Genomic DNA, 12967 nt, shown 5'->3' with positions numbered 1-12967 from the left:
CCGTGCGGCTGATATTACCTCGGGCGCCACCGGGCAAACGTTAGTGTTTTGCATCCGCGCCATCCACCGGTCTGACAAGTTCGATCTTCCACCAGGCGAGCGCGATCTCGGCAGAGTATATGTTCAGCCCTAGCAATGGCAACATCCAAGCGAAAAACAAGGCCATTTCTCCGAATGTGCCAACAGACGTTTTTAGAAAGACAACCAAAAGCTCGATTACAGCTCCGACAGTTGGAATGATGAGTACGCAGGACCAAATGAACCCTCGCCACCTTCGCTGATATTGATGGAAGAACATGGGCCACACGAGCAGCGAGACAAACAATCCCCAGTACGCAAGGATGCTCAACAGAATTGGCCATTCATGTTCATGCGTTATCATCTTCGTAAACCGCGTTCCCCACACCGCGATGACGACTCCAGTCGCACCCGTTGCAGCGAGTAGATCGTAAAGCGGGAACGTCCAGCGGATGCGGCCCCCAAAGAAAGCGACAAGATGCCACGAGACGGCACAGGCCAAAGCAATCACCAACATGATGAAAGCGAACAACACGATATCTCTACGACTGCCATTGACGTATTCAAAATAGAAATAGCTGAGGCCGAAGGCCAACATTCGCTTCCATAATGGACTGCCGCCAATCCCGCACCAAACTCCCAGAACCATCGCCTGGCAGAATGGAGCGACTTTGTCTTCTGGCAGCAGGACCAGCTGCGCCGATGCGGCCAGATTGAAAACATAAAACCACGCAATCGCCAACCGCCGGCCCCACAGCACCGCAATCGATCCTACGCTGGTCGCCATCAGCGGATCGTTCGTCGCTTCGGTATCAGGAGATTCCATCAACACCGTCACACAGAAGAGCAGGGGAGGTCGCTCCCACCATAACGGACCGCGGCAGACGGCGAAATGGATTTCGAGAACCTATTTTTCCCCACGATTTCTCTCATCCGCACGACCATCATTTGACTCTGTCCAGATTCCTGCAACAATTTCCACCCAACCCGGAAAACCCGCAACGCGGCGTTGATCTCGGCATCCAACCGGGGGTGAGCAGACGTTTCGCGGACTTATCCCTGGATCACCACCTGAGCCTGCCCCCAGTCCGCGGGTGTTTCCTTTTCAGTTCTGCGTCTGCCGGGCGAGGGCTCGGCAACTTGACAGCAGACGCTGATACCAGTATCCTGACCGGATTGCGACGGACACTAAGTTGTGTGCTTGAAACAGTTTTCGCCTCTTTCACGCAGTTAAAGGGGCGAAAATGACCGGGGAAGTTGCAGGCTGACTCAGCGTGAAACGGCATGGCCGAAGTTAGCTTGAAACGAGTAAGCAAGTCTTACTCCAGCGATCAACCGGCGGTTCGCAACTTGGATTTGGAGATCGCCGACGGCGAGTTCCTGGTTTTGGTGGGTCCCAGCGGGTGCGGTAAAAGCACGACGCTACGGATGATCGCCGGACTAGAGGACGTCACGTCCGGTGAGATCCGGATCGGCGGCAAAGACGTCACGCATGTGGCGCCCAAAAACCGCGATGTCGCAATGGTGTTTCAGAACTACGCTTTGTACCCGCACATGACGGCGTACAAAAACATGGCGTTTGGTCTGGAGCTCCGCTACGGCGGGAATTGGCTCGAGCGATTGCTGCGACGACTTGTTCGTCCGCAAGCGGCGGCCGAGTTGGAAACGCGTCGTCGGGAGATACCTCAGCGAATCGAGCAGACGGCCCACACGTTGGGCATTGCTCCTTTGTTGCAGCGTCTGCCGAAAGAACTGTCTGGAGGCGAGCGGCAACGTGTCGCCTTGGGGCGAGCGATCGTACGCGATCCGCAGCTGTTTTTGTTTGATGAGCCATTGTCAAACTTGGACGCCAAGCTGCGGGTAGAGATGCGACGAGAGCTTAAGCAACTGCATCGCCAGTTGTCGGCCACCATGGTCTATGTGACCCACGATCAAGTGGAAGCATTGACCCTGGGGGATCGCATCGCGGTGATGAAAGATGGAGTGATTCAACAAGCGGCGGCTCCGATTACGGCGTATCGCAACCCGGCGAATCGCTTTGTCGCGAGTTTCCTCGGCTCTCCGCCGATGAACCTGATCCCGGGTCGAGTCGCAAGACTTGACTCGCAGATCCGATTTATCGGCGGCGGGCTGTCGATTGATTTAACGCAATCGGGTTTTGCCCCGGCGGCGCTGGACCAACAAGAAGTCGAACTCGGCGTGCGACCTGAAGATGTCGCCGTGTTCGCGGATGAGGCTCCTGAACACTTGGCCGATCTCGGCCTAGTGAACGCAGGAAAAGCCGAAATCAGTTTGGTCGAGTCGCTGGGGGACGTAGAACTGTTGCATTGTCGATTGGCGGACTCGACGCAAGAATTAGTCGTGAAGGCGGACGCCAGGATCGGGGCCCCTCGTGGGGTGATCCAGATTGCGGCGGCGCCAGATCAACTCCATTTGTTCGCTGCGGATGATGGTCGCAACTTGCGACGACCCGTGACGAATTAAACCCGATTTTTTCCAGAAACCGGGGCTCATCGATCTCCTGACTCTTGATTGAGTCGGCGGAGCGGGGGGTGTCGGTTATTTGGTTTTGGTCCCAGTCTCCGACGAGTCGAGACCGACTGAACGCCAATTTTCGGTGAAAGTGAAGGAAGCATGAATCCGACCGAGGTATTGCGGATCGTTGACGCGATTCACCGTGATAAAAATATCGACAAAGAAGTCGTATTTCAGGCAATTGAATCGGCCTTGGTTTCCGCGACGCGCAAATACCACTCGGAAGAGTCGGAAGTTGTCATTCATATCGACCGCGAAGATGGTTCGATCTCGGGTCACATCGATGGTGAGCCGGTTGATCCGGAAGAAGCGGTCGGTCGGATTGGCGCGCAAACCGCCAAACAAGTGATCATCCAGAAGATTCGCGAAGCCGAACGAGACTCGCTGCACGACGAATATGACGAGATGGTTGGCCAGATGGTCAACGGCACCGTGCATCGCGCCGAAGGGGGTGCGGCGATTGTGGCGCTCGGCAACGTCGAAGCGATTTTGCCCCGCTCCGAACAGATCCCCGGCGAATCCTTCCATGCGAATGACCGCGTTCGCGCGATCGTGCTGGAAGTGCGCAAGCAAGGGAGCCGCGTGAAAGTGGTTCTCAGCCGCGCCAACAAACGATTCGTGCAGCGTCTGTTCGAGCAGGAAATTCCTGAAATTTCCGATGACGTGATCGAAATCAAAAACATCAGCCGCGAGCCCGGTTATCGCAGCAAAGTCGCCGTCGACAGCAGCGATCAACGCGTTGATTGCGTCGGCGCCTGCGTCGGCGTTCGCGGCAATCGCATCAAGAACATCGTCGACGAACTGTCGGGCGAGCGGATCGACATCGTCCGCTGGACCGATGATCCGGAAACGCTAATCCCCAACGCGTTGCAGCCGGCCGAAGTGGAAGAGGTGATCCTCTGCAAGATGATGGGACGCGCGATCGTCCTGGTGCGGGAAGATCAACTTTCGCTGGCGATCGGTCGCCGCGGACAAAACGTCCGTCTGGCGAGCAAGCTGTGCGGATGGGATATTGAGATCATGCTCCGCGAAGAACTCGAAGAGCAGATCGAACGTGCGGTCACCGCATTCACGGGAATCGATGGAGTCACCGACAGCGTCGCCGAACAATTGGTCGGCGAAGGCTTTTTGTCGTACGACGATCTTTCGGTGATCGAGTCTGACGCTTTGATGGCGATGGGCGAGTTCACCGAGGACGAAATCGAACGCATCCGTGACGAAGCGGAAAATCGCGGGATGGAAGCGGAACGAGCGTTAGAAACCGAACGCCGCCGCAACCGCTCCGAACAACAAAATCCTGGCTCAGCGCCCCCCAGCGCTCCGCCGGCGACACCCCCCAGCGACGCGACGCCTCCTCCGGAAACGGAAGGGTCCTAACGGTGCTGGGGAAAACGACAACCAAGTCGTACTATTACCAGACAATGACCGTCGCCTTGTCGGCAGGCGGAAGTGTAACGCCACGGCTCTTTGAAGGTTGCCCAAAGAGCTACTCCATTAGCGGAGAATTAGGGATGACATAAGCGGTAACCGGAAAGACCGGGGCGAAATCGTTCGACCGGCAATGACAGGAAGGCCAAAGTGCCCATACGTATTTACGCGTTAGCGAAAGAGCTTGATATCGACAGCAAAGAGCTGGTCGAGATCTGCAATCGCGCCGGCGTCACTGGCAAGGGTTCTGCTCTCGCCAGCTTGACCGACGACGAGCTCGATAAAGTCAAGTCTTACATCTCCGGCGGCGGTAAGAAGCAAGATCGCAAAGCCAAAGCGAGCAGCGCTGCGAAAGAGGCCGTCATCGACGAGCCGATTCGTGAGGAGCGCCCCGCCCAATCAGGCCGCCCAAAAGAAATTCGCACCATTCGTACCGGCAACGCTCCGCTGGCCGTCCATGGTCGCCCCTCGCGACCATCCGACACCAGTGTCGAAGACCTGCCCGAAGAGCAGGAAACGGCCGCCGAACCGGAAGTCGAAGCTACGCCAGTTGAAGCTCCCGTCGCTGAAACGGTGAAGCAACCGGCGCCTCCGGAACCGGAGATCGAAAAGCCCGTAGAGGTGGAAGCCGAACAGCCGGCGGAAACCGCTTCTCCGCCCGAAGACGCCGCGGCCGAAATCAACGCAATTCGCCGCGCCGACTACATCGCCCCCGGCGGCGGTGGACGCGGCAAGGTCCGTGTTCTGGGAAGCACGCGGACGCCGGATGCTCCCGGCGACGCCAGCAAACGCGAAGCGGCGAACAAGCCGAAACGCGTCGCGACAACCGTGAAGATGGCGAAGATGCCAACTCCGGCCGCGCCGACTCAGCCGACCAAAAAGTCGGGCGAACCCGCTCCACAAAAGCCGATCATGCAATTGCCGAAGGCCGCCATTCAAGGCGCCAAAGCAGGGCAAAAGGCGCCGCTGGAAGAGTTCACCAAGCAGCACGAGAAAAAGCGAAAAGACAAAGAACGCCGTCCGACCGACGCGCCGATCGCCGATACGGATGAATCTGCCGGCAGCGGCGATCGCCGCAAGAAGTCGAAAGGCCTAGCGGCGATGGCAGGCGGACGCGAAGCTCGCGCCGCTGGTCGCCGGACGAAAAAGCCCGGCGAAGACGATTCAGGCGATCGCATGCGTCGTCGCTCGCGGTCGAGAACGCAGCGTAAAGGCGCCAACACCGCCGCGCCGCGTAAAACGAACGTCGAGTTGGAGTTGCCCTGTTCGATTCGCGACTTCTCCGAAGCGACCGGTATCGCCACGATCAAGATTTTGCGCACGTTGATGACGATGGGAACGATGGCCAACATCAACACCATCATCGACACCGAGACCGGCGAATACCTGGCCGCTGAACACGGAGTTGAAATCGACCTGAGCGAAGCTCAATCGGTGGAAGACAAAGTGATCACCAAGATCGAAGAGACGATCGACGATCCTGATTCGCTGCACGAACGTCCGCCGGTCGTCACCTTTCTGGGTCACGTCGATCACGGTAAGACGTCGTTGATGGATCGCATCATCGGCCATAACGTCGCTTCAGGCGAAGCTGGCGGCATCACGCAGCATATTCGCGCCTACATCGTCGATAAAGACGATAAGCAGATCGCGTTTGTCGATACGCCGGGTCACGAAGCGTTTACCGAAATGCGTGCTCGCGGCGCCAACGTCACCGACATCGCCGTGCTGATCATCGCTGCGGACGACGGCATCATGCCGCAAACCGAAGAAGCGATCAGCCACGCGAAAGCGGCCGAAGTGCCGATCATCGTCGCGTTGAACAAAATCGACTTGCCAGGCGCCAACCCCGACAAGGCGATGCAGCAACTTTCGCAACACGGCTTGTTGCCGACCGAATGGGGCGGTGACGTCGAAGTGGTGAAAACCAGCGCCATTTCCGGCGAAGGCATCGATTCCCTACTCGAAACGATTTTGCTGACAGCCGAACTGCACGAGTACAAAGCGAACCCAGATCGCCCAGCGGTCGGCGTTTGCTTGGAAGCCGAGCAGGAATCGGATCGCGGCGTGCTCGCCAAGGTCATCGTCAAGAACGGCACGCTGAAAGTGGGCGATGTCATCGTCTGCGGCGCCGCTCATGGACGCGTCAAAGCGATGTACGACACGCAGAACAATCGTAAACGTCTGACCGAAGCTCCGACGTCGACTCCGGTCAATATCACCGGTCTCGATCAGGCTCCCGGCCCCGGCGACAAGTTCTACGTGCTGGACGACATCGCCCAGGCGCGTGAAATCGCCGAATTGCGATCCAATCGCAGTCGGGCCGAATCGCTCGGCGTTCACAAGGTCAAAGTTTCGTTTGAAGAATTCCAGGAACAGCTCGAATCGGGCACCCTGGGAGGCGACAAATCGGTTACGACGCTCAACGTTATCATTCGGGCTGACACGCGCGGTTCAATCGAAGCTCTCCAGAAAGAAATGGAAAAGCTCGATCACCCCGAAGTCAAAGTCCGCGTGCTGCAAGCTGCCGTCGGCGCCGTTTCCGTGGCCGACGTCACCCTTGCTTCAGCTTCCGAAGCGGTGATCATCGCGTTCAATGTGATCCCGGACGAAGCGGCTCGCTCGCTCGCGGATGACAAGGGAATCGAGATTCGTCGCTACAACATCATTTACAAAGTGACCGAAGAACTCAAATTGCTGCTTGAAGGTCAATTGCGACCGGAAGAGCGGGTCAATGAGTTGGGACGCGCACTTGTGCAACGCGTGTTTGTGGTCAGCCGACTCGGCTCGATCGCCGGTTGCCGCGTGTTGGGTGGAATCATCGAACGAGGCTGCCGCATCCGCGTAAATCGCGACGGCCGCACGATCGGCGAATACCCGCTCGACTCGCTGCGTCGCGAAAAGGATGACGCCAAGGAAGTCCGCGAAGGCTACGAATGCGGTATCCGCCTGCAAGGCTTCAACGACATCAAAGATGGCGATATTCTCGAAGCGTACAAGATCGAAGAATTCGCGCGCACGCTAGATTAACCCTTCTGTCGAGAAGCGCCGTCGCGGCGCTTCTCGACTTTGCCTTTATATCCGGAGCCAAGACTCCACACGGCTCGCGAAATGAAGGACCGCCAACTTCCTTTCGCCGTCGCTTTGCGGCGACGCACAGCCGCTTGTTGGGATCGTTGATATGAGTTCACGTCGCCTACTTAAAGCCGCCTCGGCTATTCGCGAAGTCGTCAGCATGGCGATCATTACCGAGCTGCGCGATCCCCGCGTCGCCGGAGTAACGGTCACCGCTGTTGAAATGTCGCCTGATATGCGTCAAGCCAAAGTGCATGTCTCGATCATGGGACACGAGAAGAAGCAGGCCGATTGTCTGGAAGGGCTGAAGCGTTCGGCCGGTTTCCTGCAAGCGAAGATCAACGATCGCATCGACACGCGTTATACGCCCAAGCTTGAATTTGTCATCGACAAGGGAGTCAAGCACTCGCTTGAAGTGGCGCGTATCTTAAAAGACGTGCTGCCCAAAGATGACGAGCCGGAAGAAGAAGACGACGACGAACCGGCGCCACTCGACCAGCCGACAGAACCTCAAGAGTAAGCGTCTTCTTCACACGTAGGCGTTCGCCTTAGAAACACACCACGGGAGCATACGACGTAATTACCATGGCCGCTACGAACCGCGCGGGTCTCATCACCGCCAGCCACAAAGTCGTAAAGAAACATTACACGTCGGCCGAAACCGATTCGCGCCCGCTGTTGGAGCAATTGGCGTTCGCAGCGCTGTTGGAAAATTCGCCGCGCGCCGCCGCCGAGCAATGTTTCAGCGTACTCTCCACCAACTACTTCGACTGGAACGAAGTTCGCGTCACGTCGTTGGTCGAACTATCGGAAGTCTGCGCGAAGTTGCCGCAGCCGCAATCCTCGGCCCACAAGCTGAAGTCGATCCTGCAAAATGTCTTTGAAACGCTCTACACGTACGATCTGGAAAGCCTGAAAAAGCTGAACCAGGGGAAAGCGATCAAACAGATCGAGCGTTTCACTGGCATCACGCAGTTCATCGTCGGCTATGTCACGCAAAACGCGCTCGGCGGTCACGCCGTTCCGACCGATGACGCGCTGGTCGAGTTGATGCGTATCCTCGGCATCATCTCCGACGCCGAAGCGAAAAAGAAAAGCGTCCCCGGCATGGAGCGCGCGATCCCCAAAACCAAGGGAGTCGAGTACAGTTCGCTCATCCACGAGTTGGCGGTCGATTTCTTGGTGAATCCGTACTCCAAGAAAGTACGCGATTACATTCTCGAAATCGCGCCGGACGCCAAATCGCGTTTCCCCAAACGCCCGACCGCCAAGGAAGAAGCGGCCGCCGAAGCCGCTGCCGAAGAAAAACGGGTCATCAAAGCCCGCAAACGGGCCGCCGCGATCAAAAAGGCGAATGAGAAGCCGGTCAAACCGACCGCCGGGAAGCCCACCAAAAAAGCGGCGAAGAAAAAAGGCCCCTCGGTTGTCGAAAAGAGAGTGCCCGAGAAGAAACCGGTAGAGAAACCAGCCCCCAAAGCGGCGGCCGAAAAGAAGACCGCCGAAAAGAAACCGACCAAAAAGAAGGTCGTCAAAAAATCGACCGGCGCCATCAGTAAGCGAAAGCCGAAGTAATCGCGATTGGTCGGCTGCGGCAGGATAATCTAGAATAGAAGGCAAGGCGATCTTTCCTTCCTTGATGATTCAACCTGCAGTTCGCATGAAACAGACGCTTCTACTTGGCCTGATGTTGCTAGGAACCTGTTCGCAATCGCCGCTGGCGAGCGCCCAGACGTTGCCTGTTGAACTTCCCCCGGCTCTGGTTCCGCGTGAGCCGCCGACCGAAGCGGACGCTAATCGGACGGCGACCGAAGCCCTGCTGATCGAAGGGCGGATGTTGCAGCAGCGAGAAAAGCTGGCCGCTGCGCAGCGGCGCTATCAACGGGCTCACCGCTTGTCGCCTGACTCTCAGGCCATTTTGCAAGCTATCGTTCAGGTGGCTTTCTCACAAAAGCGAATGGAAGAAGGATCGCGATATGCCTTGCTGTTGGCCGATCGGCAAACCGACGCATCCGCCGATTTTCTCTTACTGATGGGCGCCTATGCCGTAGAGACCGGTGACTTGCGACGGGGCGCCCGGTACTACGAACGCGGCGCGGCTGCGTTGGAACAACGCCAGGCGAACTCCCAATTACTGGCGACGCGTCTGCGTCTGCTGGACCTTTACACCAAGCTGGATGACGCTCCCCAAGCGGCGCAAGAAGCGACGGCGCTCGTCCAGTTGATCGACAAAAAGCTGCCGGAAGTCGAAACGATCATGAAATCGGATGAAGGCCGCGGCGGGATGACCGTTCGCCGCGCCCTCGGCGAGGCTTTTAACAAGAACGGCGACTATCAAGCGGCGGAAAAACAGTTTCGCGCCGCGATCGGCGACTCCGAGCCTGAGCAGTTAGAACTGCAACTTGCGCGTGTCGATCTGGCCGCCGATCGTCTAAATGCCGCCGAGCAGCGTGTGCAAAAGGTGATTGCCGCGAAGCGTGACATCGCCGCCGGCGACCTGCCGTATCAACTGCTCAGTGATATTTGGACCCAACAAGGCGCCGCGCCCGCCGAAGTCCGCGCTCGCTTGCTGAAGAAGCTCACGCCGTACTACGAAGCGAATCGACAAGACGTGGCGCTCGCCTATTTTCTGGCGAAACTTCAACTGGACGAGGAACAGGGGAAAGAAGCGATCGCGCTGATTCAACCGCATCTAGTAAAGTCTCCCAGTCGCGACGCGTACCAAACGTTGGCGATCGCCCAGTGGAAAAACAAAGACTGGGAAGCGCTGCTCAACACGCTGACCACGATCGCCGAGCGCAATCGGAATCTCTCGACGCTGCATGACCAACTCCTGCAAATCGCCGCCGATGAAGATGCGTCGGATGCACTGATCGCCGCCGCCGAAAAGCGGAAAGAGTCGACCACAGGGCTCACCGTCCCCACCGCCCAGGCAATCGCCCAGCTTTGCCAAATGCGCGAGCAATCGGCCGACGCTTGGAAGTGGCTCGAAATCGCCAATCAGCTGGATTCAGACGCGGCGGCGCCCTCGCTGGTCGATTTCGGCTTGGCCTGGATGGTCGCCAAGCGGTACGAACTGGGAGAAAAAGCGCTGCGAACAGCGGCGGCGGCCAAAATGCCGAAATCAGGTCGCGCCGCAACCTACGATTATCTGGCGGCGTTACTGGCGATGAACGATCGCTCCGACGAAGCGCTGGCGACCGCCAAAAAAGCGATTGCGCTCGATCCCAATTCGGCGGCGCTCGCTAGTCGAGTCCCTTGGATTTTGTTCTACGCCGAGCGGAAACCAGAAGCCGAGCGTAGTTATCGCCGCTTGCTGGCTCAATTTGACAGCGAGCGCGAAGACGCGCCGACGCGGCAAGTACTGCGACAAGCCAGATTGATGCTATCGGCCTTGGCGGAAACCGACCATGAGCGTGAAGAATGGCTCGAACAGATCTTGGATGAATTCCCGGAAGACGTTGGCGCGATGAATGATCTCGCTTATCTCTGGGCGGACGACGGTCGCAATCTTGGCCGCGCATCTCTGATGCTGGAAACCGCCGTTGCGGCCGAACCAGAAAACGCCGCCTATCGAGACAGCCTCGGCTGGGCCTATTTCCGCCAAGGTCGGTTCGATCAGGCCGTTGGTCAATTACAACAAGCGGTCGCGAAGATCGAAGAGCCTGATCCCGTGTTGCTGGAACATTTAGGAGATGCTCTCTCCGCCGCAGGACGACCAGCCGAAGCAATTGACGCCTGGCGAGAAGCGGTCGCGTTGTTGACCGCAGAGGACGCGGAGAAGCAAGCCGCACTCAAGGCCAAGATCGCCGCAACGTCGGCAACCAACGAGTAGCGGCGTTTCTCTTCGTAACCCGGTTTTGAAGTTGCGTTATTTTACGATAACAAGCATGGAACCCGACCAAAATCAGCCGAAAATCGTCACACTAGTGTTCTGTCACGCGACAATTTTCAGGCGCCATGTTTTTATTAGCCGTAGTGCGTTAGCACCGGTTTCTGATGGGAACTCATTTGCGAAAGACAATTGGTGACAGAAACCGCGGCTAACGCCGTGCGGCTGATTTCGTGGAAGCCGAAAATAGCGGTTTGACAGAACACTAGCCAGAGGCGCAAGCCGATGGAAAGCGTTCGCTTGGTTCGAAAACGCGCAACGTCAAAACTTACGCGTTGGGCTACGAAAAGGGAGATGACTAATCGGCGGCCGGAGCTTCCGCTGCGGGCTTTTCTTCCGCCGGCTTATCCGCCTTGGGAGCGTCTTCCTTCGGCGTTTCTGCAGCCGGTTTCGTCGCAGCTTCTTCGGCTGCTGCAGGTTTCACCGGCTCCACTGGTTTGGCCGCCGGCTCCATCGATTGGACCGGCGGTTGTTGCACCGGCTTTGGAGCAGGTTGCAGCATGAACGGTACGCCCGATTGAGGTTGCTGTTGGGGAGCAGCACCGGCAGGCGAATCGATCAGCTTATTCTGCGTCAGCAAAATCTTCTCATACTGATCGTTTGAGATCACGTAGTACCAATCGGCGAACCGAGAATTCATCTCAAAGACCTTCCGCAGCGCGGCGTTATGCTTTTCGCGATAGGCGTCTATCGCACGATCGTTGGCCAGCTTGATCGCGGCGATTTCGTCCGCCAATTTCTTGACGTCGACGCCGTCCCCTTCTTTCAACTCCGGCACTTCCGTCGTCTCAGGCGGCGGCAATGCGGCTTTGTCGAGCTCGACTTGCACCATCAGATAGCGACGAGGGCCTTCTTCACCGCCGTCCTCTTCTTTGCCGAAGAGCAACCGATATTTCAATGCGTCTTTCGTATGAATATTGATTTCGCCGCTATCGCCGATCAAGGTCATCGGCGCCGTTCCGTACGGCAAAAATCCGTTCAGGATCAGCGTATCGAGCCCTTCGTTGTTGAACTGCCCGTCGACCTTCAGATTTTCGGCCAGGCCCGCCGGCTTTTTCACGACATCGACCAATTGCAACTCATCCAGCGCCGTGCGCACGGCGGTCAACGCGGTGTCGTTCAGCTTTTGATCAGGTCCCAACTCGGCCGGCGCCAGGCGGCCGTTTTGCGGCAACTGGAGCGAACGGAGCGTCCATTTGTTGTCGATATCGTTGTAGTCGACGACCGCTTCCATCTTGTCAGCGCGGTCGATCCGCGCTCCGCCGGCGCCTTGCAATAGCGCCGCGTTGTAATCGCGAAACGTCATCTGCGCCACGTCGAAAGGATTCAGCTCCAGCAGGTCGTTGTCGATCCACTTTTCAAATTCGATCGGAAACGCGGCGGCGTCAAGCTGCACGACATAGATGCGATCGCGGCTGGGAATGCGGACATAGCGAATCCCCGGTTGCTTGTCGTCTTGCTTGCCGATAATCAATTCGGCCAACGGCTTTTTGTCGGCGTCTGAAATCACCACCAATTGTCCCACGCCGCTGTCGGTAATGTTCAGAGTCTCGGCGTCCGGCTTGACCAGGGCGAACTCGGCCAACTGACTCGGCAACGCGTCAAAGGCGCCGATCACTTTTAAACCAATCAGCGCCGTCGCTGCGTTTCGAACCTGATCCTCCGCATCCGCCGGATAGCCTCCTTCGGACGAGACGACCCAACCGGTCGGACTTTCTTCCAGCGTCAGCGAGTTGAGCGTGACAAGTTCGCTGTCGTATTTGGTGATCGAGAGCGAAGCCGCCTGGTCGGGATTATTGAAATCCGGAAAGAGGGGCTCGCCGACTTCGTCCTCTGGATTACTGGGCGCCAGAACCGGACGTGAGACGACCGCTCCGATCGTAAAGAGGGCGGCGACCCCCACAAAAATGGATGTTTTGACTAATTCGTTCATCGCTACTGGTTCCCCTTACGGGATCTCGGCGTCGGTAGATGAAATATCGGATTCAACAGATTTCGTTACCGCTTACGGCGCGGTTTCGC

General features: G+C 57.5%; 8 protein-coding genes. 6 read left to right on the top strand and 2 right to left on the bottom strand.

The genetic code is table 11. From position 1 onward, the window contains the following. Window positions 1-40: 40 nt before the first annotated feature. On the bottom strand, window positions 41-844 hold the full coding sequence (locus tag M4951_RS08740) for a hypothetical protein (RefSeq protein ID WP_262026098.1): 804 nt from the start codon (window positions 842-844) through the stop codon (window positions 41-43). Window positions 845-1302: 458 nt separating this feature from the next. Here M4951_RS08740 and M4951_RS08735 point away from each other — a divergent pair, with 458 nt between their 5' ends. From M4951_RS08735 to M4951_RS08710, 6 genes are all read left to right on the top strand, one after another. Then, window positions 1303-2502, top strand: a complete 1200-nt coding sequence (locus tag M4951_RS08735; RefSeq protein WP_262026097.1) for an ABC transporter ATP-binding protein — start codon at window positions 1303-1305, stop codon at window positions 2500-2502. A gap of 150 nt (window positions 2503-2652) precedes the next feature. Continuing rightward, on the top strand, window positions 2653-3930 hold the full coding sequence (gene nusA / locus M4951_RS08730; RefSeq protein WP_262026096.1) for a transcription termination factor NusA: 1278 nt from the start codon (window positions 2653-2655) through the stop codon (window positions 3928-3930). A 201-nt stretch (window positions 3931-4131) separates the two neighbouring features. Beyond that, window positions 4132-7011 carry a translation initiation factor IF-2 gene (gene infB, locus M4951_RS08725; protein ID WP_262026095.1) on the top strand — a complete coding sequence of 960 codons (2880 nt, stop codon included), beginning with the start codon at window positions 4132-4134 and terminating at the stop codon, window positions 7009-7011. A gap of 151 nt (window positions 7012-7162) precedes the next feature. Next, window positions 7163-7576 (top strand): 30S ribosome-binding factor RbfA, encoded by a 414-nt coding sequence (rbfA, locus tag M4951_RS08720; RefSeq protein ID WP_262026094.1) that lies wholly within the window; start codon window positions 7163-7165, stop codon window positions 7574-7576. 65 nt (window positions 7577-7641) lie between these two features. Next, complete coding sequence (locus M4951_RS08715; RefSeq protein WP_262026093.1) at window positions 7642-8628, top strand: hypothetical protein; 987 nt, start codon at window positions 7642-7644, stop codon at window positions 8626-8628. Between the two features lie 85 nt (window positions 8629-8713). Further along, window positions 8714-10888 (top strand): tetratricopeptide repeat protein, encoded by a 2175-nt coding sequence (locus M4951_RS08710; protein ID WP_262026092.1) that lies wholly within the window; start codon window positions 8714-8716, stop codon window positions 10886-10888. A 355-nt stretch (window positions 10889-11243) separates the two neighbouring features. Here the strand turns inward: M4951_RS08710 and M4951_RS08705 are convergent, their stop codons facing one another. Further along, complete coding sequence (locus tag M4951_RS08705) at window positions 11244-12878, bottom strand: DUF4340 domain-containing protein (protein ID WP_262026091.1); 1635 nt, start codon at window positions 12876-12878, stop codon at window positions 11244-11246. Window positions 12879-12967 lie beyond the last annotated feature (89 nt).

Origin of the sequence: Blastopirellula sp. J2-11, assembly GCF_024584705.1 — a bacterium.
Classification (GTDB): domain Bacteria; phylum Planctomycetota; class Planctomycetia; order Pirellulales; family Pirellulaceae; genus Blastopirellula.
Note: the sequence above shows the minus strand (reverse complement) of the source record. Positions and strands in the feature narration are given on the sequence as shown.

Coding starts and splice junctions, on each gene's coding strand:
- rbfA (WP_262026094.1), top strand. CDS start 7,163: ATGAGTTCACGTCGCCTACTTAAAGCCGCCTCGGCTATTCGCGAAGTC.
- M4951_RS08705 (WP_262026091.1), bottom strand. CDS start 12,878: ATGAACGAATTAGTCAAAACATCCATTTTTGTGGGGGTCGCCGCCCTC.
- M4951_RS08715 (WP_262026093.1), top strand. CDS start 7,642: ATGGCCGCTACGAACCGCGCGGGTCTCATCACCGCCAGCCACAAAGTC.
- M4951_RS08740 (WP_262026098.1), bottom strand. CDS start 844: ATGGAATCTCCTGATACCGAAGCGACGAACGATCCGCTGATGGCGACC.
- M4951_RS08735 (WP_262026097.1), top strand. CDS start 1,303: ATGGCCGAAGTTAGCTTGAAACGAGTAAGCAAGTCTTACTCCAGCGAT.
- nusA (WP_262026096.1), top strand. CDS start 2,653: ATGAATCCGACCGAGGTATTGCGGATCGTTGACGCGATTCACCGTGAT.
- M4951_RS08710 (WP_262026092.1), top strand. CDS start 8,714: ATGAAACAGACGCTTCTACTTGGCCTGATGTTGCTAGGAACCTGTTCG.